Annotated in this window: 20 protein-coding genes and 1 pseudogene; 8 read left to right on the forward strand and 13 right to left on the reverse strand. The window is 58.0% G+C overall.

Features of this window, described 5'->3' with window-relative positions:
• Positions 1 to 10 precede the first annotated feature (10 nt).
• Entirely contained in the window at positions 11 to 1,120 is a 1,110-nt protein-coding gene (gene livK, locus VPX56_RS21415) for a high-affinity branched-chain amino acid ABC transporter substrate-binding protein LivK (RefSeq protein WP_131635174.1), read from the reverse strand.
• Between the two features lie 425 nt (positions 1,121 to 1,545).
• Here livK and panM point away from each other — a divergent pair, with 425 nt between their 5' ends.
• Entirely contained in the window at positions 1,546 to 1,935 is a 390-nt protein-coding gene (gene panM / locus VPX56_RS21420; RefSeq protein ID WP_131635175.1) for an aspartate 1-decarboxylase autocleavage activator PanM, read from the forward strand.
• A gap of 115 nt (positions 1,936 to 2,050) precedes the next feature.
• Here panM and livJ read toward each other — a convergent pair whose 3' ends face one another.
• The 6 genes from livJ to ftsY all read right to left on the reverse strand — a co-directional run bounded on the left by livJ (position 2,051) and on the right by ftsY (position 9,036).
• Entirely contained in the window at positions 2,051 to 3,151 is a 1,101-nt protein-coding gene (gene livJ / locus VPX56_RS21425) for a branched chain amino acid ABC transporter substrate-binding protein LivJ (protein WP_131635176.1), read from the reverse strand.
• Positions 3,152 to 3,348: 197 nt separating this feature from the next.
• A complete protein-coding gene (locus VPX56_RS21430; protein WP_326468794.1) occupies positions 3,349 to 4,614 on the reverse strand; it encodes a 4-aminobutyrate--2-oxoglutarate transaminase in 1,266 nt (421 codons plus the stop codon).
• 136 nt (positions 4,615 to 4,750) lie between these two features.
• Positions 4,751 to 5,608, reverse strand: a complete 858-nt coding sequence (gene rpoH / locus VPX56_RS21435; protein ID WP_131635178.1) for an RNA polymerase sigma factor RpoH — start codon at positions 5,606 to 5,608, stop codon at positions 4,751 to 4,753.
• Positions 5,609 to 5,859: 251 nt separating this feature from the next.
• Entirely contained in the window at positions 5,860 to 6,915 is a 1,056-nt protein-coding gene (ftsX, locus tag VPX56_RS21440) for a permease-like cell division protein FtsX (RefSeq protein WP_131635179.1), read from the reverse strand.
• Complete coding sequence (gene ftsE, locus VPX56_RS21445; RefSeq protein WP_119937559.1) at positions 6,902 to 7,573, reverse strand: cell division ATP-binding protein FtsE; 672 nt, start codon at positions 7,571 to 7,573, stop codon at positions 6,902 to 6,904. Before ftsE ends, ftsX begins: the two co-directional genes overlap by 14 nt.
• 2 nt (positions 7,574 to 7,575) lie before the next feature.
• Positions 7,576 to 9,036: a signal recognition particle-docking protein FtsY gene (gene ftsY, locus VPX56_RS21450; RefSeq protein WP_326468799.1), complete on the reverse strand. Its 1,461-nt coding sequence runs from the start codon at positions 9,034 to 9,036 to the stop codon at positions 7,576 to 7,578.
• Positions 9,037 to 9,163: 127 nt separating this feature from the next.
• On the opposite strand from ftsY, the gene rsmD reads away from it, so the two are divergent.
• Entirely contained in the window at positions 9,164 to 9,766 is a 603-nt protein-coding gene (rsmD, locus tag VPX56_RS21455; RefSeq protein WP_326468801.1) for a 16S rRNA (guanine(966)-N(2))-methyltransferase, read from the forward strand.
• Positions 9,750 to 10,031, forward strand: coding sequence for a DUF1145 family protein (locus VPX56_RS21460; protein ID WP_326468802.1), 282 nt, complete (start codon positions 9,750 to 9,752; stop codon positions 10,029 to 10,031). Before rsmD ends, VPX56_RS21460 begins: the two co-directional genes overlap by 17 nt.
• Positions 10,032 to 10,079: 48 nt before the next feature.
• Here the strand turns inward: VPX56_RS21460 and VPX56_RS21465 are convergent, their stop codons facing one another.
• Positions 10,080 to 10,436 carry a DUF2500 domain-containing protein gene (locus VPX56_RS21465; protein ID WP_326468804.1) on the reverse strand — a complete coding sequence of 119 codons (357 nt, stop codon included), beginning with the start codon at positions 10,434 to 10,436 and terminating at the stop codon, positions 10,080 to 10,082.
• A gap of 130 nt (positions 10,437 to 10,566) precedes the next feature.
• On the opposite strand from VPX56_RS21465, the gene VPX56_RS21470 reads away from it, so the two are divergent.
• The gene (locus VPX56_RS21470; protein WP_131635183.1) at positions 10,567 to 11,193 is read left to right on the forward strand and encodes a lysoplasmalogenase; all 627 of its coding nucleotides are present in this window, start codon (positions 10,567 to 10,569) and stop codon (positions 11,191 to 11,193) included.
• A gap of 76 nt (positions 11,194 to 11,269) precedes the next feature.
• On the forward strand, positions 11,270 to 13,441 hold the full coding sequence (gene zntA, locus VPX56_RS21475) for a Zn(II)/Cd(II)/Pb(II) translocating P-type ATPase ZntA (protein ID WP_326468807.1): 2,172 nt from the start codon (positions 11,270 to 11,272) through the stop codon (positions 13,439 to 13,441).
• Between the two features lie 99 nt (positions 13,442 to 13,540).
• Here zntA and VPX56_RS21480 read toward each other — a convergent pair whose 3' ends face one another.
• The 4 genes from VPX56_RS21480 to tusA form a co-directional block, all read right to left on the reverse strand.
• Positions 13,541 to 14,827, reverse strand: a complete 1,287-nt coding sequence (locus VPX56_RS21480; protein WP_131635185.1) for a TRAP transporter large permease — start codon at positions 14,825 to 14,827, stop codon at positions 13,541 to 13,543.
• A 10-nt stretch (positions 14,828 to 14,837) separates the two neighbouring features.
• A complete protein-coding gene (locus VPX56_RS21485; RefSeq protein ID WP_010436519.1) occupies positions 14,838 to 15,347 on the reverse strand; it encodes a TRAP transporter small permease in 510 nt (169 codons plus the stop codon).
• Between the two features lie 12 nt (positions 15,348 to 15,359).
• Positions 15,360 to 16,331 (reverse strand): TRAP transporter substrate-binding protein, encoded by a 972-nt coding sequence (locus VPX56_RS21490; RefSeq protein ID WP_131635186.1) that lies wholly within the window; start codon positions 16,329 to 16,331, stop codon positions 15,360 to 15,362.
• 191 nt (positions 16,332 to 16,522) lie between these two features.
• On the reverse strand, positions 16,523 to 16,765 hold the full coding sequence (tusA, locus tag VPX56_RS21495; RefSeq protein WP_119937551.1) for a sulfurtransferase TusA: 243 nt from the start codon (positions 16,763 to 16,765) through the stop codon (positions 16,523 to 16,525).
• Between the two features lie 167 nt (positions 16,766 to 16,932).
• Between tusA and VPX56_RS21500 the strand changes: the two genes are divergently transcribed.
• Together VPX56_RS21500 and VPX56_RS21505 are read left to right on the forward strand one after the other, a co-directional pair.
• The gene (locus tag VPX56_RS21500) at positions 16,933 to 17,598 is read left to right on the forward strand and encodes a 7-cyano-7-deazaguanine/7-aminomethyl-7-deazaguanine transporter (RefSeq protein WP_131635188.1); all 666 of its coding nucleotides are present in this window, start codon (positions 16,933 to 16,935) and stop codon (positions 17,596 to 17,598) included.
• A 72-nt stretch (positions 17,599 to 17,670) separates the two neighbouring features.
• Positions 17,671 to 18,228, forward strand: a complete 558-nt coding sequence (locus VPX56_RS21505) for a DcrB family lipoprotein (protein WP_131635189.1) — start codon at positions 17,671 to 17,673, stop codon at positions 18,226 to 18,228.
• Between the two features lie 4 nt (positions 18,229 to 18,232).
• Here the strand turns inward: VPX56_RS21505 and VPX56_RS21510 are convergent.
• Positions 18,233 to 19,484 (reverse strand): annotated as a pseudogene (locus tag VPX56_RS21510) (MFS transporter).
• Between the two features lie 108 nt (positions 19,485 to 19,592).
• Between VPX56_RS21510 and VPX56_RS21515 the strand changes: the two are divergent.
• Complete coding sequence (locus VPX56_RS21515) at positions 19,593 to 20,642, forward strand: AI-2E family transporter (protein ID WP_131635191.1); 1,050 nt, start codon at positions 19,593 to 19,595, stop codon at positions 20,640 to 20,642.
• Positions 20,643 to 20,743: the final 101 nt, after the last annotated feature.

The following is a 20,743-nucleotide window of genomic DNA, read 5'->3' on the forward strand; positions in this document are numbered from 1 at the left end:
GGTGGGATAATTATTTGGCGGCCGAGGAAGACCCGTCGGCGTGCCACTTAAAGACACCAAATTCAAATCCCTTCAGATCGCCTTTCTCATCCCAGTTCAGCGGCCCAATCACGGTGTTCGCCCCGTGTGCTTTTAAATCTTTCACCAGATCCAGCGGCTCTTTGCTGCCGGTACGCTCCAGCGCGGTGGCCAGAGACTGCACGGCGGCATAGGTGATCCACACGTACGGACCGCTCGGATCCTTCTTCTGCGCCTTGAGCGCATCTACGATAGCCTTGTTCGCCGGATCCTGGTCATAGCGTTTTGGCATCGTGACCAGCATGCCTTCGCCCGCGTCGCCCGCGATGTTCGACAGGGAGGCGTTGCCGACGCCCTCAGGCCCCATGAACTGGGTTTTCAGACCGGTGGCGCGCGCCTGGCGCAGCATCTGCCCCATTTCCGGGTAGTAGCCGCCGTAGTAGACGAAGTCGATATTTTCTTTTTGCAGACGGGCGATCAGCGCGGAGAAGTCCTTCTCACCGGCGGTGATGCCGTCGAAGAAGACGATGTTCGCGCCGCCTTTTTTCAGGCCGTCCTGCACGGAGCGCGCCAGGCCCTCACCGTACTGCTGCTTGTCATGGATGATGGCAATGCGCTGCGGCTTGACGGTTTCGAGGATGTATTTAGCCGCCGTTGGCCCCTGCGAGGAGTCCAGGCCAGCGGTACGCATGATGTGCTGGTAGCCGCGCTGGGTCAGCTCCGGGTTGGTCGCGCCCGGGGTGATCATCAGGATGCCTTCGTCTTCGTAGATGTCAGACGCGGGCTGGGTGGAGGATGAGCACAGGTGACCGATAACGTACTGGATGCCGTCGTTAACGATTTTGTTGGCAACCGCGACGGCCTGTTTTGGATCGCAGGCGTCGTCATACTCCACGCCCACCAGCTTGTCGCCCTTGATGCCGCCTTTGGCGTTGATGTCTTTGATGGCCTGACGCGCGCCGTTGAACTCCATATCGCCCCACTGGGCAACAGGACCGGACATCGCACCGACCACCGCAACTTTAATGTCTTCCGCCATCGCGGCCTGCGAAATTGCCAGTGCAACCATTCCCGCGATTAATGCTTTCGCGTTCCTTTTCATCTCTGAATCCCCATTCGTGACGTGATGTTTATATTTTGTTTTATTATGGTTAAAAAGCATTCTGTACTTTTAATGAACAACGCTATTTTTACCAGTGCCTTTAATGGTTTAGCGAGGTTTTTTATCAAAAACCAGACTAATATCTCTATTTTTCAGGCGATTAAGCAAAGATAATATTCTGAAATCAGGCAGAGATAAACAAATAAAAGCGCGGTTGGCAGCATAAAATAACGGTACAAAGCGCCGAATAATTCACTACCTTTCAGGTTAAAATCCTGCTTATTTTTCGATCCATGTGTTTTCGAACTGCGCATTGGGCTGCCAAAAAACTAATCACCTGGTAAATGGGAATAAAAAGAGAAAGCCCCTGAGCAAATAAATTGAGTACACTCCCCCCTACTCTTTTAGATTTGGACAAGCAGCTAATGAAACTGACTATCGTGCGTCTGGTGACCTTTAGCGACCAGGATCATATCGACCTGGGCAAAATCTGGCCGGAATATTCCCCTTCGTCGCTGGCCGTTGACGAGAACCACCGTATTTATGCCGCGCGCTTTAACGAGCGCCTGCTGGCCGCCGTTCGCGTAACGCTCAGCGGCACGGAAGGGGCGCTGGATTCGCTGCGCGTGCGCGACGTGACCCGCCGCCGCGGCGTTGGGCAATATTTGATTGAAGAAGTGCTCCGCGAGAACCCGAGCGTGACCTCCTGGTGGATGGCCGACGTGGGCGTGGAAGACCGCGGCGTGATGGCGGCATTTATGCAGGCGTTAGGGTTTACGGCGCAGGCGAACGGGTGGGAGAAGCGGCAGGGTTGATTTGTGCGGCCTGATGCCCTCACCCTAACCCTCTCCCACGGGGAGAGGGGATGCTCGGTGTTCTCCCTCTCCCTGTGGGAGAGGGCCGGGGTGAGGGCATCAACCCGCACCAGCATTATTTTGCGTCAGTAGCAGTCCCGTTCGCATGCCAGTCAAACACGCCGAACTCAAAGCCCTTCAGATCGCCCTTCTCATCCCAGGACAGCGGCCCCATCACGGTTTCCACGGAGTTCGCTTTCAGCCAGGTGGCAATCTCAGCCGGATCGGCTGACTGGTTCAGCCCCGCCTGCAGCGACTGCAGCGCCGCGTAGGTGGTCCAGACGAACGCGCCGCTTGGATCCTGTTTCTTCGCCTTAATCGCATCTACGATGGGTTTGTTCGCAGGAACCTGGTCGTAGTTCTTCGGCTTGGTCACCAGCAGGCCTTCGGCAGATTCACCCGCGATGTTAGACAGAGACACGTTCGCCACGCCTTCCGGCCCCATAAATTGGGTTTTCAGACCGGCAGCACGCGCCTGGCGCAGGATCTGGCCCATTTCCGGGTGGTAGCCACCGTAGTAAACGAAATCAATATTCTCTTTCTTCAGACGCGCCACCAGGGTGGAGAAGTCTTTCTCACCGGCGGTGATGCCGTCGAAGAACACCACGTCGGCATTGGCTTTCTTGAGGTTATCCTGCACGGAGCGCGCCAGGCCTTCACCGTACTGCTGCTTGTCGTGAACGATAGCGATGCGCTTCGGCTTCACTTTTTCAACGATGTATTTGGCGGCGGTTGGGCCCTGATCGGAGTCCAGACCGGTGGTGCGCAGGATCAGCTTATAGCCGCGCGCGGTCAGCTCCGGTGCGGTGGCGGCCGGGGTGATCATCAGAATGCCTTCGTCTTCGTAGATGTCAGACGCGGGCTGCGTAGAGGAGGAGCACAGGTGACCGATAACGTATTTGATCCCGTCGTTCACCACTTTGTTCGCGACCGCGACCGCCTGTTTCGGGTCACAGGCATCATCATATTTTACGATCTGCAGCTTTTCGCCCTTGATGCCGCCCTTGGCATTAATATCGGCAACCGCCTGCTCTGCGCCCGTAAACTCCTGGTCGCCGTACTGCGCCACCGGACCGGACATTGCGCCGACAACCGCGACCTTAATATCTGCCTGAGCCATGGTGCTGAATGCCAACGCCATACATCCTGCCAGTAACGCTTTACCCTTCATGTTCATCCTGAGAATCCCCATTGTTCTGGTTATAACGATTGTTGTGATGTTGTTGTGTAGCGCTTTATTTCAATTATAGGTGTGCCGCTCGCGCTTTTTCAGCATACTCTGCTAAAACATACCCGATTTTTATGATTTTGGAATAGCTAATTTGAAATGTATCTATGCTATGCCCGGCACCGTTATGCGCCGGGCTTTTGGCTTTATCGTGTCAGCGAGGCGGAAATAATATCCAGCGCCTGACGGAACTGCGCTTCGGGGATGGTCAGGGGATAGAGGAAGCGAATCACGTTGCCGTACACGCCGCAGCTCAGGAGCAGCAGCCCTTCCTGCAGCGCGCGCGCCTGCACCTCGCGGGTAAACTCCGGCGACGGGTGCCCGGACTGCGGATCGTTGAACTCCACGGCCACCATCGAGCCTTGCGCCCGAATATCGGCAATATACGGACAGGCGTCCTTCGCTTTATGCAGCACTTCCACCAGATGATGGCCCAGATGCGCGGCGCGCGTGCAGAGATCTTCTTCGTCAATCACGTCCAGCACCGCGTGAGCCGCCGCTATCGCCAGCGGATTACCGGCGTAGGTGCCGCCCAGCCCGCCCGGCGCGGGCGCGTCCATCACCTCTGCCCGACCAGACACCGCCGAGAGCGGCATCCCGCCCGCCAGGCTTTTCGCCATGGTGATGAGATCCGGCTTCACGCAGTGGTTTTCCATTGAGAACAGCTTGCCGGTCCGCGCGAAGCCGGTCTGGACTTCGTCGGCGATCAGCAAAATCCCGTGGGTATCGCACAGGGCACGCAGCGCCTGCATAAAATCAGCGGGGGCGACGTTAAACCCGCCCTCGCCCTGAACCGGTTCAAGGATGATAGCCGCCACCTGATCGGGAGCAATATCCGCTTTGAAGATGCGTTCGAGGCTTTTTAACGCTTCCGCCGTGCTGATGCCGTGCAGATCGTTCGGAAACTGCGCGTGGTACACCGAGCCGGGGAACGGGCCGAAGCCCAGCTTGTAGGGTGCAACTTTGCCGGTCAGCGCCATGGTCATAAAGGTACGGCCATGGAAGGCGCCGCCAAAGGTGATAAGGCCAGGGCGTTTGGTATACGCACGCGCAATTTTTACCGCATTTTCAACCGCCTCTGCGCCCGTAGAGAAGAAGGCGGTTTTGGCCGGGCCGTCAATCGGCACGCGCTGGTTGATGCGTTCGGCAAGCGCGACATAGCCCTCATACGGCACAATCTGGTAGGCCGTGTGGGTGAAGGCGTGGAGTTGTTTTTCGATGGCGGCGATGACCTTTGGATGGCGATGCCCGGTATTCAGCACCGCGATCCCGGCGGCGAAGTCGATGTACTCATTGCCTTCCACGTCCCACACCGTGGCGTTTTCGGCTTTATCGGCATAGAAATTACACATCACGCCGATGCCGCGCGGCGTTGCCTGTAAACGCCGGTCGTTCAGTTCGTTATTTTTCACCCTGTCACCCTCAGAAAGTCGCCTGCTTAGCGCATCAGTAAGTGTTTGCCAGGGGGGAGAAATTCGCCAGAGCGGGCGCTAAAAAAACAAAACCCCCGGACTCTCATCCAGGGGTTCTCGGTGTACTTCGCGGAAATTACGCTTCGATAGCGGCGCGAAGTTTTTTCATGGCGTTCTTTTCAAGCTGACGCACGCGTTCAGCGGAGACGCCGTAGCGGTCGGCCAGCTCCTGGAGCGTGGACTTGTTGTCTTCGTCCAGCCAGCGGGCACGGATGATGTCCTGGCTACGCTCGTCGAGGCCTTCCATCGCAAAGCTCAGCTTGTTCGCGGCCTGATCTTCCCAGTTATCCTCTTCGATGCCGTCGGCAAAGTTCGAGGTTTTATCCTGGAGATACAGAACCGGCGCCATCGGCTGGCTGTCGGAGGCGTCGTCGTCGGAGGACATATCAAAGGTCATGTCCTGTGCGGCCATGCGGGATTCCATCTCACGAACGTCTTTGCTGGATACGCCCAGCTCGCGCGCCACCATTTCGACTTCATCCTGATTGAACCAGCCCAGACGCTGCTTGGTTTTACGCAGGTTGAAGAACAGTTTGCGCTGCGCTTTTGTCGTGGCGACTTTCACAATACGCCAGTTACGCAGAACGTATTCGTGAATTTCAGCTTTGATCCAGTGCACGGCGAAGGAGACTAGTCGCACACCCACTTCCGGGTTAAAGCGACGTACAGCCTTCATCAGGCCGATGTTACCTTCCTGAATCAAGTCCGCCTGCGGCAGGCCGTAGCCCGAGTAGTTACGAGCAACGTGAACAACAAAGCGCAGGTGAGACAGGATCAGCGTCTTAGCTGCTTCCAGATCGCCCTGGTAATGCAGCTTTTCAGCAAGCTCCTTTTCTTCCTCGGCCGTTAACATCGGCCAGGTGTTCGCAGCCCGGATGTAAGACTCCAGGTTACCAACAGGGGCTAAAGCTAAAGTTTGCATTTCTTTGGTCATTCATTCCTCTCAATGTTTCTTCTGGTCCAGGTCGTCCCCGTCAGGCAACAACCATGCCAAAGCGTTTGAGCAGCGAGATTAGCATTCACACTTTTATCAGACAGTGATTTTATCCACAAGTTCCAGCTGCAACAGTGAATAAATTACGCACAAAATGTGACATGAAGATGATAACAGGGGAAGTGACAACAGGGACGCTTTCCCTGCAGAGCGAACATCTCGGTGCAGGGAAAGATTATATCACGCTTTTATTAGTCGGGAGTAAAGTGGCGTAAATGTTGGACCGTTGCCAGCCATGCCGCAATCCAGCCGATCATGGAGCATACCAGCAGCAAAAGAAGGCACTCATCGAAGCCTAAGCCGCTGATATCAAACTTGGTTCCGAAAACCTGCGCCACGTCGGTGACGGCAGAGGACAGCCGCATCACCAAAATTTCTGACAATATCAGTGAAAGAAATGCGCCGGAAAAACCGAGCAATGCGCCACCGTAGAGGAACGGACGCAGGATGAAACCATCCGTCGCGCCAATCAGTTTCTGTACGTTGATGGTGTCGCGACGGGCAAAGATGCTCAGACGCACGCTGTTACCGATGACGAGGAACACCGCCGCCACCATCAGCACGCCGATCATCGCCGCCACGCGCCCTACCAGCCCGGTCAGGGCAGAGAGACGCGCGAACCAGCTGTCGTCCATGCGCACTTCATCAATCCCGTTGATACGGGTAATGCGGTCGCGCAGGGTATTGAGCGAATCGGTGCCCTGGAAATCGAGCTTCGGGATCACCACCGCCACGGCGGGCAGCGGGTTCTCTTCCAGCATGTCCAGCGCGCCGCCGAAGCCTGACCAGTTGCGGAACTCGCCCAGCGCTTCATCGCGCGAAAGATAGTTAACCTTCTCTACGCCCTGCTCGGCCTGGATTTGCCCGACCACCTGCGCGGCGGCGTTATCGTCCAGCGCTTTATCCAGATAGACGGTGATCTGCGGCGACGGATAATACTGCGACGCCGCCTGGTTAACGTTCTTATAGACCATGTAGCAGACGCTTGGCAGCGTCAGGGAGATGGCAATCACCATCACCGTCAGGAACGTTGCCAGCGGCTTGCTTTTCAGGTCCTGCAGCGCGCCCTGGAAGGCATAGCGCACCTGCTCGTTGAAGACGTTAGTTTTGCGGGAGTTCGGCTTCGGCGCGGCCTTCGCGCGCTTTGGCGCATTGCGATTGCCGTCACCGCCGCCCTGCGGCTTGCGGAAACGGTCAAACCGGTTCCCGAACTGCCGAATCTGGTTCATTGCATCACGCTTGTTCACCGTGGCCTCCGTGCAAATGCCCGTCGCTCAGGGTCAGCATGCGGTACGAACGACGGGAAATCAGCCCAATGTCGTGCGTCGCCATCAATACCGTGACCCCAACGCGGTTGAATTCCTCAAACAGACGCAAAATCCCTTCGGACAGGGCATCGTCCAGGTTACCGGTCGGTTCATCCGCCAGCAGTACGGCAGGCTTGTTCACCACCGCACGGGCGATGCCCACGCGCTGCTGCTCACCGCCGGAGAGCTGGATCGGGAAGTTCTTCGCTTTGTCCAGCAGCCCGACCTTATCCAGCGCCGCAGAGACGCGACGGCGAATATCATCGTAGCTGGCGCCGGCAATAATCAGCGGGATAGCGACGTTATCAAAAACGGTGCGATCCATCAGCAGGTGGTGATCCTGGAAAATCATGCCGATCTGGCGACGCAGGAACGGCACCTCACGGTTTTTCAGGCGGCTGATGTCATGGCCGCTGAAAAAGATTTTCCCGGCGCTAGGCCGTTCGATCCCACAGATAAGCTTGAGCAGGGTACTTTTCCCCGCGCCGGAATGGCCGGTCAGGAATGCCATCTCGCCCGGCTGCAGGTGGAATGTCACCCCCTGCAGCGCTTGTCTCCCACCGAGATAGGCCTTGCTGACGTGTTCAAAGCGAATCATTGTTAGTCCTCTCGGGCAAATAATGCCTCAATAAAGTCGTCCGCCTTAAACGGACGTAAATCCTCAATACGCTCGCCCACACCGATGTAGCGGATAGGAATGCCGAACTGGTCGGCCACGGAGAAGATCACCCCGCCTTTGGCGGTGCCGTCCAGCTTGGTCAGCGCGATCCCCGTCAGTCCTACCGCTTCAGTGAACAGCTTCGCCTGACTGATGGCGTTCTGCCCGGTGCTGGCGTCGATAGTCAGCATAATTTCGTGCGGTGCGTCTTCGTCCAGCTTCTTCATGACGCGAACGATTTTCTTCAACTCTTCCATCAGGTGCGATTTGTTCTGCAAGCGCCCTGCGGTATCGGCAATCAGCACGTCCACGTTGCGCGCCTTCGCAGCCTGGATGGCGTCGAAGATCACGGATGCGGAATCCGCGCCGGTATGCTGGGCAATCACCGGAATATTGTTGCGCTGGCCCCAAACCTGCAGCTGCTCAACCGCCGCCGCACGGAAGGTATCGCCCGCCGCCAGCATCACCGATTTGCCCTGCTGCTCGAACTGACGCGCCAGCTTGCCGATGGTGGTGGTTTTACCCACGCCGTTGACGCCAACCATCAGAATAACAAATGGCGTTTTGCCTTCAATATTAAGCGGTTCGTCAACTTTTGCGAGAATTTCGCCCATCTCGTCTTTCAGCAGGCCGTACAGCGCCTCGGCGTCGCGCAGCTGCTTGCGGCTCGCCCCTTCGGTCAGGTTGGCAATAATCTTACGGGTGGTTTCCACACCCACGTCCGCAATAAGCAGCTGCTCTTCCAGCTCTTCAAACAGATCGTCGTCGATCTTCTTGCCGCGGAACAGACTGATAAATCCGGAACCTAAGTTTTCTTTGGTTTTAAGCAGGCTACGCTTCAGGCGCGCGAAGAAACCTTCTTTGGTCGGTTTTTCCTGCTCCTGAACGATCTCTTCTTCCGGTTCTTCTTCCACCGGCACCACGATAACCGCTTCTTCAGCCGCTTCCGCCGCCAGCGCCTGGGCTTCCAGCTCTTCGTCGGTCAGCTCAGGCTCAAGCGCCGCTTCTTCTTCCACCGCTTCAACAATTTCAACGGTTTCCGCTTCGGCCTGCCACTCTTCCGGTGAAACCTCTTCGGCTTTTACCTCTTCCGGCAGCGGCAGCTCTTCGTGTTCGATAACGGCCTGCGGCGCGTCGGTAACGGGTTCAATCACCGCCGGTCCGGGCTTCTCGTTCTCCTGAACCTGTTCAGTGACCTCAACCACCTCTTCAGCAAAGGATTCAATCTCTTCTTTGCTGTGCGCCGTTTCTTCCGCTTCGACTATCGCGGCGGTTTCGACAGGCGTTTCAGGCTGCGGCTGCTCTTCAACAACCTGTTGTTCTTCGGTTTTCTGTTCTGTTTCTTGCTCTTTTTCACCGAAGCCCAGCCAGGAAAAGAAGCCACGTTTTTTTTGTTTTGCCATCTGCGACTACACTCCTCGCGGCGCTATATACATGGAAGCTAAAAAAATGATGAAATAGTCTAACACTTTACTTAATTGACATCACCGCCCGCAATCGCAGGCCAATTGTTAACAGAGCTTTCCTGAGATGAAGAAACCCAACCGCGCCCCGGCCGGTCAAATTCGTATTATCGGCGGTCAGTGGCGAGGCCGGAAATTACCGGTTCCGGACAGCCCCGGTTTACGCCCTACTACCGACCGCGTGCGCGAGACGCTGTTTAACTGGCTCGCCCCGTCAATGGTAGACGCCCGCTGCCTGGACTGCTTCGCCGGAAGCGGCGCGCTCGGGCTGGAAGCGCTGTCGCGCTATGCCGCCAGCGCCACGCTGCTGGAGATGGAGCGCGGCGTCGCGCAGACGCTGCAGCAAAATCTGGCGACGCTGAAGGCGAGCAACGCCAAAGTCGTGAACACCAACACGCTGAGTTTTCTTGCGCAGAAAGGCACGCCGCATAACGTGGTGTTTGTCGACCCGCCGTTCCGCAAGGGGCTGCTGGAGGAGACGTTATCCCTGCTGGAGCAAAACGGCTGGCTGGCGGATGACGCGCTAATCTATGTGGAAAGCGAAGTAGAAAACGGTTTGCCGCCGGTGCCCGCGCACTGGGATCTGCACCGCGAAAAGGTGGCTGGTCAGGTTGCTTATCGTCTTTATCACCGTCAGGCACAAGGAGGATCCGATGCCAGTACTGATTAACCTGGGACGTTTGTTGATGCTGGGCGTCTGGGCGTTCCTGATCCTGAATCTGGTGCACCCGTTCCCGCGCCCGATGAACATTTTCGTTAACGTGGCGCTGATTTTCACGTCGTTTATGCACGCCCTGCAGATGGTGATGCTCAAAAACGGCCTGCCGAAAGACGGGCCGCAGATGACCGGCTGGCAGCAGCTGCGCGTGTTTATTTTTGGCGTGTTTGAACTGCTGGTGTGGATGAAGAAGTTTAAGGCGCAGGTGAGGAAGTAACACCCTCACCCTAACCCTCTCCCAGAGGGAGAGGGGACCGTTCGTGCATTATTCCGCCCTGAACCCTTCAAACCGCGACCCTTTGTAGCTCAACGTTCCTTTCTCCCCTACCGTCAGCTGATGGTACTGCTGCGCCTCCAGGCGGAAGGTCATCTCCAGGCCGCCCGTTTCCGGCTTAAAGCTGGCTTCATAGCGCACGGCAGCACCCGCAGGCGTCACCTGCTGCTGGCGCGAACGTCGGTCGTTGAGCGGCTTCTCGCGTTTGTTGGTCACCACCGCGCGCTTTTGCATCAGCGGCGCGGCATCGTTGTCGGCCTTCTCACGGCGCTGCTGCACGAAGCGAAACGAGGCGGCAATGACGATAATCGCCACCACGATAATGAAAAACAGCGGCATCTTGCTCATTGATAAATCCCATCAGATTTTGCGGAATTCAGGATACCTTGCCTGCACCGGCATTGCCAAACGCCCGCACGCGTCACTACACTGGAGTCAGAAACTGATTATTCAGCCTCAACAGATACAGGGAGTTAATATGCTTTGGTCATTTATCGCCGTCTGTTTGTCCGCATGGCTTTTTGTCGATGCGTCTTACCGGGGTCCCACCTGGCAGCGCTGGCTGTTTAAACCCGTCACGCTGTTGCTCCTGCTGCTGCTGGCCTGGCAAGCGCCGATGTTTAACGCCGTCAGCTATCTGGTCCTTGCAGGGCTGTGTGCATCTCTCGTGGGCGATGCCTTAACGCTGCTGCCGCGCCAGCGCCTGCTCTATGCCGTCGGCGCGTTCTTCCTGTCGCATCTGCTCTACACAATCTACTTTGCCAGCCAGATGACGCTGTCGTTCTTCTGGCCGCTGCCGCTGGTGCTGCTGGTGATTGGCGCGCTGCTGATTGCGGTGATCTGGACGCGTCTCGAAGAGATGCGTTTGCCGGTCTGTACCTTTATCGCCATGACGCTGGTGATGGTGTGGCTGGCGGGCGAGCTGTGGTTCTTCCGTCCGACGTCTCAGGCGATGTCGGCGTTCTTCGGCGCCGCGCTGCTGCTGATCGGCAATATCGTCTGGCTGGGCAGCCACTACCGCCGCCGATTCCGCGCGGATAACGCGATTGCGGCCGCCTGCTACTTTGCCGGGCACTTCCTGATCGTGCGTTCGCTGTATATTTAAATAAGCCTTGACTCTGGAGTCGACTCCAGAGTGTATGCTGCGGTTAATGAGAAAATTATCATTACCGGAGACTGCCATGTCGACTCCAGAAACACCTAAAAAAGTCCCACAATTCTCGGCACTTAAGCTCAGCCCGGTTGTACCGAAAGACGACTGCTGCTGTGCAGGCGCGTGTGAAACGCAAACGCAGCCGCTACCTGAAAACGGCAATCGCTACAGCTGGGTGGTTAACGGCATGGACTGCGCGGCCTGCGCGCGTAAAGTCGAAAATGCGGTTAAGCAGGTACCGGGCGTTAATCACGTTCAGGTGTTGTTCGCCACCGAAAAACTGCTTATTAGCGCCGATAGCGACGTCAGCAAACAGGTTGAAGCCGCCGTCAGCAAGGCGGGCTATACCCTGCGCAGCGAAACGGCACCCGCCGAAAAAGCGTCCTCCCTGAAGGAAAACCTGCCGCTTATTACCCTCGTCATCATGATGGCCCTGAGCTGGGGGCTGGAGCAGATTAACCATCCGTTCGGCAACCTGGCGTTTATCGCCACCACCCTGGTCGGGCTGTTCCCGATTGCCCGCCAGGCGCTGCGCCTGATGAAAAGCGGCAGCTGGTTTGCCATTGAAACGCTGATGAGCGTGGCGGCTATCGGCGCGCTGTTCATCGGCGCGACGGCGGAAGCGGCGATGGTGCTGCTGCTGTTTCTGATCGGCGAACGCCTTGAAGGCTGGGCGGCAAGCCGGGCGCGTAAAGGGGTGAGCGCGCTGATGGCGCTGAAACCTGAAACCGCCACACGGGTAAGCAACGGCAATCGTGAAACGGTGGCGATTACCACCCTGCGTCCGGGGGACGTGATTGAAGTTCCCGCAGGCGGTCGTTTACCCGCCGATGGTGCGCTGGTTACCGCCACCGCCAGCTTCGACGAAAGCGCCCTGACCGGGGAATCGATTCCGGTTGAGCGCGCGGCAGGCGAGAAAGTGCCTGCTGGCGCTACCAGCGTCGACCGTCTGGTGCAGCTGACGGTCCTTTCCGAACCGGGCGACAGCGCCATCGACCGCATCCTCAGGCTGATAGAAGAAGCCGAGGAGCGCCGCGCGCCCGTTGAGCGTTTCATCGACCGTTTTAGCCGGATTTACACCCCTGCCATCATGCTCGTTGCCCTGCTGGTGACTATCGTGCCGCCGCTGCTCTTCGGCGCGCCGTGGGAGGGCTGGATTTATAAAGGGCTGACGCTGCTGCTGATCGGCTGCCCGTGCGCGCTGGTGATCTCCACCCCGGCTGCGATTACCTCCGGGCTGGCGGCGGCGGCGCGTCGCGGGGCGCTGATTAAGGGCGGCGCGGCGCTGGAGCAGTTGAGTCAGGTTCAGCACATCGCGTTCGATAAAACCGGCACGCTGACCGTCGGCAAGCCGCAGGTGACCGGCGTGTATCCGCAGGATATCGGTGAAGATGAACTGCTTACGCTGGCCGCCGCCGTGGAGCAGGGTTCCACTCACCCGCTGGCGCAGGCGATTGTGCGTGAAGCGCAGTCGCGCGGGCTGGCAATTCCGACGGCAACGGCACAGCGGGCGCTGGTCGGGTCGGGGATTGAGGCCACCGTTAACGGTAAAAAAGTGCTGATTGTCGCGGCGGGTAAGTCTTCGAACCCAGAGGTTGAGGCGTTAGAACAGACCGGACAAACCGTCGTGACCGTCATGCAGGACGGCGTCGCGAAGGGAATGCTGGCGCTGCGCGACACCCTGCGCGATGACGCCAAAGAGGCCGTGGCGGCGCTGCATCAGCTTGGCGTGCAGGGCGTTATTCTCACTGGTGATAACCCGCGCGCGGCGGCGGCAATTGCCGGTGAGCTGGGGCTGGAATTCAAGGCCGGACTGCTGCCCGCGGATAAAGTCAGCGCGGTCACGGAGCTGAACGCTCACGCGCCGCTGGCGATGGTCGGTGACGGCATCAACGATGCGCCGGCGATGAAGGCGTCCACCATCGGCATTGCGATGGGCAGCGGCACCGACGTGGCGCTGGAGACGGCGGACGCGGCGCTCACGCACAACCGCCTGATCGGGCTGGCGCAGATGATTTGCCTGGCGCGGGCGACGCGCGCCAATATTCGCCAGAACATCGGCATTGCGCTGGGGCTGAAGGGGATTTTCCTCGTCACCACCCTGCTCGGCATGACCGGACTGTGGCTGGCGGTACTGGCGGATACGGGGGCGACGGTGCTGGTTACGGCGAACGCGTTGCGGCTGTTGCGCCGTCGGTAAAAACGCCCGGTGGCGGCTGCGCCTTACCGGGCCTACAACGGCTCTGAACCGTAACCGTAGGCCGGGTAAGGCGTAGCCGCCACCCGGCATAAAACGGCGTCACTGCATCCCTAACACCCTCGGCAGCCACAATGATATCGCCGGGATATACGTCACCATCCCCAGCACCACCAGCAGCATGCCGTAAAACGGCAGCATCGCCCGCACCACGGTTTCAATCTTCTGCTTGCTTACCGCGCTGGCCACGAACAGCACCGATCCGACCGGCGGGGTGATCAGCCCGATCCCCAGGTTCACCATCATGATCATCCCGAAATGCACCGGGTCGATCCCCAGCGAGTTGGTCACCGGCAGCAGCACCGGCGTCAGGATCAGAATGATCGGCGCCATGTCCATCAGCGTGCCAATCAGCAGCAGCATGACGTTGAGGTACATCAGGATCACGTACTTGTTATCGGAGAGCGAGGTAAAGAACTCGGTGATGCGCGTCGGCAGCTGCATGTAGGTCATCACCGCGCCAAACGCTGCCGCAAAGCCGATTAAAATCATCACGATGGTGACGGTTTTGACCGTGCGGCACATCAGCTTCGGCAGCTCGCTCCACTTATAATCGCGGTAGATGAACATGGTGACGAAGAACGCCCACAGGCAGGCCACGGCGGCGGATTCGGTTGCGGTAAAAATCCCGGACAAGATCCCGCCGAGGATAATCACCACGGTCATCAGCCCCCACAGGGCATCAAGTAAAATCTTTACCGCCTGCTTAAACGGGATTTTCTCGCCCTTCGGATAGCCGCGCTTATGGGCGAAGCCGAGGCAAAGGATCATCAGGCACAACCCCAGCAGCAGCCCCGGCAGCACGCCCGCGATAAACAGCGTGGCAATAGAGACCGTGCCGCCTGCCGCCAGCGAGTAAATCACCGAGTTATGGCTGGGCGGGATTAAAATCGCCTGCACCGACCCGCTGGCCGTCACCGCCGCCGCGTATTCGCGCGGATAGCCCTTCTTCTCCATCTCTGGGATCATCACGCTGCCGATGGAGGCCGTATCCGCCACCGACGAGCCGGAAATCGCCCCGAAGAACGTTGACGCAACAATATTCACCAGCGACAGCCCGCCGCGAATAAAGCCGACAAACACGTAGGCGAAATTCACCAGCCGTCGGGCAATGCCCCCTTCCGCCATGATCGCCCCGGCGAGGATGAAGAACGGGATCGCGAGCAGGGTAAATTTGTTCACCCCGCTGGTGATTTGGATCATCAGCGCCTCGAGAGGCAAATCAATCCACAGCGCGCCCGCCACGGCGCTTAGGCCGACGGCGAAGGCCACCGGCATTCCCAGCGCCAGCAGGATGGCGAGGGTGAATAACAACACGAATGCATCCATTGTTCACCCCTTAGCTGTGGTTGCCGATGAGCACGACGGGACGGTTTTCCTGCGAGCCAAACAGCAGGCGTTCAATCACAAACAGGATCAGAATGGCTGACCCGACGGGCAGCGGCAGATAGCTTTCGCCGGACGTCAGAAGCGGGAACTCCGCGACGGGCTGTTCCCAGAGGTCGACGCACAGCCAGAGGCTGTACCAGAACATCAGCGCGGAGATCAGCAGCATCAGCAGATCGACCACGCGGGCGCAGAGGTTTTTAAGCATATCGGGCAGCCGGTCGGTGAGCATATTCACCGCGATGTGCGACCCGGCGCGATACCCTACCGCCGCGCCGATAAAGGTAAAGGTCACCATGCAGATAATGGCGATCGGCTCCGGCCAGGACTCCCCGCGGTTGAGCACGTAGCGCGAGAAGATGCCAATCGGGATCACGATCGTCATCACCAGCAGCGAGACGCCCGCCACCGTCATGGCGAGGAGGTACAGGCGGTCCATCCACTTCAGGTAGAGTTCGGACATACGTACTCCGGTTTACTGGACGTCAGCGATGGCTTTCATGAGATCCTGATGCTTGTCGCCATACTGGGCGCGCACCGGCTCTGTGGCCTTGATGAAGACTGATTTATCGATATCGTGGAACTGCACCCCGCCCGCCTTCATTTTCGCCAGCGCCTGGTCGTTGTAGGCATTCCACAGCTTGCGCTGCTCGAACTGCGCCTCGCGGGCCAGCGTCAGGACCTTTTGCTGCTCGTCGGCGCTGAGCTTGTCCCATTTCACTTTCGAATAGAGCAGCATTTCCGGGGTGATAAAGTGGCCGCTCAGGGTGTAGTTTTTGGCGACCGGCATGTAGTTATGGGCGATAAAGGTTGGCGGATTGTTCTCCGCGCCGTCGATCACGCCGGTCTGCATCCCGCTGTAGACCTCGCTCACGCCCATCGCCACCGAGTTTGCCCCCATATCCTTCAGCGTGGCGAGCGCCACCGGGCTACCCTGTACGCGGATTTTTTTCCCTTTCAGATCGTCCGGTTTGACGATCGGCTCTTTGGTGATCAGGTTGCGGGTGCCGGAGTCCATCCAGCCAAGGAACACCAGCTTCGATTTCGGGTTCGCGGTCAGCTTGTCGCCGATCTGCTTGCCGATATCGCCGTCGATCACCTTGTGCATGTGGTCTTCGTCGCGGAACACGTACGGCAGCGTAAAGACTTCGATATCCGGCAGGATGGCGGCAACCGGCGCCATGGAGACGCGGATCATGTCGATGGCCCCCATCTGCGCCTGCTCGATCATCTGCTTTTCATCCCCGAGCACGCCGCCGGGGAAGACCTTAATCTCCAGCTTGCCGTCGGTTTGCTGCTTGAGCTTTTCACCCATGTGCTGAACCGCCACCACGTTCGGGTAGCCTTCGGGGTGCACATCGGCAGCTTTAATGGTTTGGGCAGAAACGGAACAGGCAAATGCTGACAGACACAGCGCGGCCAGTAACGGCTTGAGGGTCGTTTTCATCGAGTCAACTCCAGGGTAGTGAGGTAAGCGTTAAAACGGCGTTTTATTTTTATACGCTTAAAAATTAGACTACGGCTGGAAAAGCGGAGGTGAAGCGCCTCACAAAAGCGCGAAATTTTGAAACGATGGTTTAGAAAGGTTTTCTCCCTCTCCCCGTGGGAGAGGGTCGGGGTGAGGGCATCTTGCCGCACTTACCCCTTTCGAATCACATACCGGTACGGCAACGCGTCCGTTTCCTGCGCCACCAGCTCGTGTTCCATAAACGTACAAAAACCGGGAATATCGCGGGTAGTGGCCGGATCGTCGGCGATAATCAGCAGCGTTTCGCCGGTCTGCATGTTGCGCACGGTTTTGCGCACCATCATTACCGGCTCCGGGCAGCGGAGGCCCTGGGCGTCAAGGGTGTGGTCTGGGCTGGAAAACAGGTCGGTCATGGGCTTCTCGATGATAATAAAACGGCTGTAGTTTACGCCCCGCCAGCGTCAAAGCAAACCAGGTTAACGATTGCGTGAAAATCAACCATTGCAAAGACGAATGAAAGCAGTATCATGCAGCCGATTTTATTGGGTTCCCTCACCCCAACTCTCAAAAAGGTCACAATATGACGCAGTTTTCCCAATCGCAGCGCGTAAAAGCGTTGTTCTGGCTATCGCTTTTTCATCTGCTGGTGATCACCTCCAGCAACTATCTAGTGCAGCTCCCAATCTCCATTTTTGGTTTCCATACCACCTGGGGCGCGTTCAGTTTTCCGTTTATTTTCCTCGCCACCGATTTGACCGTGCGTATCTTTGGCGCACCGCTGGCGCGCCGCATTATCTTCGCGGTGATGCTCCCGGCGCTGTTTATCTCCTACGGCATCTCTTCCCTGTTTTACATGGGAAGCTGGCAGGGCTTTGAGGCGCTGATGCACTTCAACCTGTTTGTTGCCCGTATCGCCGCCGCCAGCTTTATGGCCTACGCCCTGGGGCAAATCCTCGACGTACACGTCTTTAATCGCCTGCGTCAGAACCACCGCTGGTGGATGGCGCCAACGGCCTCCACGCTGTTCGGTAACGTGAGCGATACGCTGGCCTTCTTCTTCATCGCCTTCTGGCGCAGCCCGGATGCCTTTATGGCCGAACACTGGATGGAGATCGCCCTGGTGGACTACTGCTTCAAGGTGCTTATCAGCATTGCGTTCTTCCTGCCGATGTACGGCGTGCTGTTGAATATGCTGCTGAAAAGACTGGCAGATAAATCTGAAATCACGGCATTGCAGGCAGGTTAAGGGTTCGCTTTATCAGTTGTGATAAGATGGGCGAATGAGCCGCTATGGCCGTTTATCGAAAGGAAGAAGTCAATGCGCAATCTGGTTAAATATGTCGGGATTGGCCTGCTGGTTGTTGGCCTTGCAGCCTGTGATAACAGCGACACCAAAACGCCTGCTCAGGGCGCGTCTGCAGAGAGCAACGCGACCGGTCAGCCGGTGAGCCTGCTGGACGGCAAACTCAGTTTCTCTCTGCCGGCAGATATGACCGACCAGAGCGGCAAGCTGGGTACGCAGGCGAACAACATGCACGTCTATTCCGATGCTACGGGTCAGAAAGCCGTGATTGTGATTGTGGGCGACGACACCAGCGAAGAGCTGGGCGTGCTGTCTAAACGCCTTGAAGATCAGCAGCGCAGCCGCGACCCGCAGCTGCAGGTCGTGACCAACAAGTCCATCGAACTGAAAGGCCATACCCTGCAACAGCTGGACAGCATCATCTCCGCCAAGGGCCAGACCGCATACTCATCCGTGGTGCTGGGCAAAGTGGATAACAAGCTGCTGACCATCCAGATCACCCTGCCAGCAGACGATCAGCAGAAAGCGCAGACCGCAGCTGAAAACATCATCAACACCCTCGTCATTCAGTAACGCTTCACGAGGATGACGTGGCCTCCGGCGCTTGCGCCGGGGGCCATTTTTTTAACCGCCACGTCAGCATCAGCGCAATCGCCACCAGCCCCGCCGCCGCAAGGTAGATAACCGGCACCCCCGCCCAGGCCATCACCAGCCCGGCCAGCGGCCCGGTAATGCCCAACGACATATCCATAAACACGGTGTAGGTTGCCAGCGCAGAGCCCTGGTTTTGCTGCGGCACGGCCTTCACCGCTACTACGCCCAGCGCCGGGAAGACCAGCGAGAAGCCTGCGCCTGCGAGGAACACCCCGATTTTCGCCATCCAGGGCGCGCTGGCGATACCGGTGAGCAGCAGCCCAACGATTTCGACGGCAAAGCAGATCATGGCGACGTTCAGCCCGCCCAGGCGATTAATTCCGTTCGGGAACAGCAGGCGTGCGCCCACAAACGCGCAGCTAAACAGCGTTAAGGCAAAGGCCGCGCCGTCCCAGCCTTTCGCATCGTAGAAAAGGGTTATGAAGGTGGCAATCACGCCGAAGCCCGCGGAGGCAAGTGCGAGCGCCATACCGTAGGGCCAGACGCGCCCGAGCACCGCGCGAAACGGCAGCGGCTTGCCCTTGCTGGCCTTCACCTTCGGGCGCGGCAGCGCCAGCAGGATCGCCAGCAGCGCAACGGCCATAATGGTGATGGACAGGCCGTACAATCCACCATACGCATAACACACCACGCCCAGCGGCGCGCCGATCGCCATCGCGCCGTAGGTCACAATCCCGTTCCACGAGATCACCCTGCCGATATGCGGCGCGCCCACGACGCCCACGCCCCACAGCGTTGAGCCGGTGCCCGCGAGGCTTTGCCCGACGCCCAGAATCACGCGTCCCAGGCACAGCAGCGTCAGGCTAACCAGCGGCCAGTGGCCGGCGGTGGCCGCCAGAAAGTAGCTCAGCCCGCTCAGAAAACAGCCGCAAAGCCCCACGACGACAATGCTTTTTGGACCAAAGAGATCGGCATAGCGACCGGAATGGGGGCGGCTCATCAGGGTGGCGAAATACTGCAGGCTGATCACCAGCCCCGCCCAGAAGGCGCTATAGCCCATCACGTCGTGGACGTACCCCGGCAGGACCGCCAGCGGCAGGCCAATCGTCAGATAGCTGGCAAAATTAAAAATAACGACGGAGACAATGCGCAGATTGAGGCGCAATCCGCTCAGCGCCGGTTCGGCGGCAGGTTCGGGCATGGGTTATACCTGGATTTTTACAACAGTGTTTCACTATTACCACGACCGGATGAGAAAATCAGCAGTGACTTTCAGAATAGCCGCCCAGACGAAGCGGAGCCCGCGCACTACACTTAACGGGCTAACTCACTAAGGAAAAAGCATGATACCCAACCAGACCGACAAAGCAGGTCTTCACATCCTCTTAAAACTCGCCTGCCTTGTGGTTATCCTCGCGGGTATCCATGCTGCCGCCGACATAATCGTTCAGCTCCTGCTGGCGCTCTTTTTCGCCATTGTCCTCAACCCGCTGGTGACCTGGTTTTTGCGCCGGGGCGTCAGCCGCCCGGTGGCGATCACCATTGTGGTTATCGTCATGCTAATCGTCCTGACGGCGCTGTTTGGCGTGCTCGCCGCCTCCCTGAGCGAGTTCTCGACCATGCTGCCGCAGTACAACAAAGAGCTCACCCGCAAGCTGGTTGATTTGCAGGAGATGATGCCGTTTATCAACCTGCATATTTCGCCAGAACGGATGCTGCGCAGGATGGACTCCGAGAAGGTGATGACCTACGCCACCACGCTGATGACCGGCCTTTCCGGCGCGATGGCCAGCATTCTGCTGCTGGTGATGACCGTCGTGTTTATGCTGTTTGAAGTTCGTCATGTTCCCTACAAACTGCGCTTTGCGCTCAACAATCCGCAGATCCACATTGCAGGTTTACACCGTGCACTGAAGGGCGTCTCGAAGTATCTGGCGCTCAAAACGCTATTAAGCCTGTGGACCGGCGTCATCGTCTGGCTGGGGCTGGTGCTGCTGGACGTGCAGTTCGCGCTGATGTGGGGCGTGCTGGCGTTCCTCCTGAACTATGTGCCAAACATCGGGGCGGTGCTCTCCGCCGTGCCGCCGATGATCCAGGCGTTTCTGTTCAATGGGTTTTACGAATGTATGCTGGTGGGCGCGCTGTTCCTTGTCGTGCATATGGTGCTGGGCAATATCCTTGAGCCGCGCATGATGGGGCACCGTCTGGGGATGTCCACGCTGGTGGTGTTTCTGTCGTTACTGGTGTGGGGATGGCTGCTGGGGCCGGTGGGGATGCTGCTTTCCGTTCCGCTCACCAGCGTCTGTAAAATCTGGATGGAGACCACCAAAGGCGGCAGCAAGCTGGCAATACTGCTCGGACCAGGGCGTCCGAAGAGCCGATTGCCGGGGTAATTGCCTCCCACGGTTAGCTATTATCAGTATCAATGGATTATAGTAATGGTTTCGCTGCGCAACTTTGCGGCTCTCTCTGTTTTGACTGAAGGCCAGACGTT

It is taken from the genome of Enterobacter wuhouensis, from assembly GCF_035835995.1.
GTDB lineage: Bacteria > Pseudomonadota > Gammaproteobacteria > Enterobacterales > Enterobacteriaceae > Enterobacter > Enterobacter wuhouensis.

Excerpts from the sequence above, each read along its gene's own strand:
- rpoH (WP_131635178.1), bottom strand. The coding sequence starts at position 5,608 with ATGACCAAAGAAATGCAAACTTTAGCTTTAGCCCCTGTTGGTAACCTG.
- tusA (WP_119937551.1), bottom strand. The coding sequence starts at position 16,765 with ATGACCGACCTGTTTTCCAGCCCAGACCACACCCTTGACGCCCAGGGC.
- VPX56_RS21465 (WP_326468804.1), bottom strand. The coding sequence starts at position 10,436 with ATGAGCAAGATGCCGCTGTTTTTCATTATCGTGGTGGCGATTATCGTC.
- VPX56_RS21505 (WP_131635189.1), top strand. The coding sequence starts at position 17,671 with ATGCGCAATCTGGTTAAATATGTCGGGATTGGCCTGCTGGTTGTTGGC.
- livJ (WP_131635176.1), bottom strand. The coding sequence starts at position 3,151 with ATGAACATGAAGGGTAAAGCGTTACTGGCAGGATGTATGGCGTTGGCA.
- VPX56_RS21490 (WP_131635186.1), bottom strand. The coding sequence starts at position 16,331 with ATGAAAACGACCCTCAAGCCGTTACTGGCCGCGCTGTGTCTGTCAGCA.
- ftsE (WP_119937559.1), bottom strand. The coding sequence starts at position 7,573 with ATGATTCGCTTTGAACACGTCAGCAAGGCCTATCTCGGTGGGAGACAA.
- panM (WP_131635175.1), top strand. The coding sequence starts at position 1,546 with ATGAAACTGACTATCGTGCGTCTGGTGACCTTTAGCGACCAGGATCAT.
- rsmD (WP_326468801.1), top strand. The coding sequence starts at position 9,164 with ATGAAGAAACCCAACCGCGCCCCGGCCGGTCAAATTCGTATTATCGGC.
- VPX56_RS21515 (WP_131635191.1), top strand. The coding sequence starts at position 19,593 with ATGATACCCAACCAGACCGACAAAGCAGGTCTTCACATCCTCTTAAAA.
- VPX56_RS21470 (WP_131635183.1), top strand. The coding sequence starts at position 10,567 with ATGCTTTGGTCATTTATCGCCGTCTGTTTGTCCGCATGGCTTTTTGTC.
- ftsY (WP_326468799.1), bottom strand. The coding sequence starts at position 9,036 with ATGGCAAAACAAAAAAAACGTGGCTTCTTTTCCTGGCTGGGCTTCGGT.
- zntA (WP_326468807.1), top strand. The coding sequence starts at position 11,270 with ATGTCGACTCCAGAAACACCTAAAAAAGTCCCACAATTCTCGGCACTT.
- VPX56_RS21485 (WP_010436519.1), bottom strand. The coding sequence starts at position 15,347 with ATGTCCGAACTCTACCTGAAGTGGATGGACCGCCTGTACCTCCTCGCC.
- VPX56_RS21460 (WP_326468802.1), top strand. The coding sequence starts at position 9,750 with ATGCCAGTACTGATTAACCTGGGACGTTTGTTGATGCTGGGCGTCTGG.
- VPX56_RS21480 (WP_131635185.1), bottom strand. The coding sequence starts at position 14,827 with ATGGATGCATTCGTGTTGTTATTCACCCTCGCCATCCTGCTGGCGCTG.
- VPX56_RS21500 (WP_131635188.1), top strand. The coding sequence starts at position 16,933 with ATGACGCAGTTTTCCCAATCGCAGCGCGTAAAAGCGTTGTTCTGGCTA.
- livK (WP_131635174.1), bottom strand. The coding sequence starts at position 1,120 with ATGAAAAGGAACGCGAAAGCATTAATCGCGGGAATGGTTGCACTGGCA.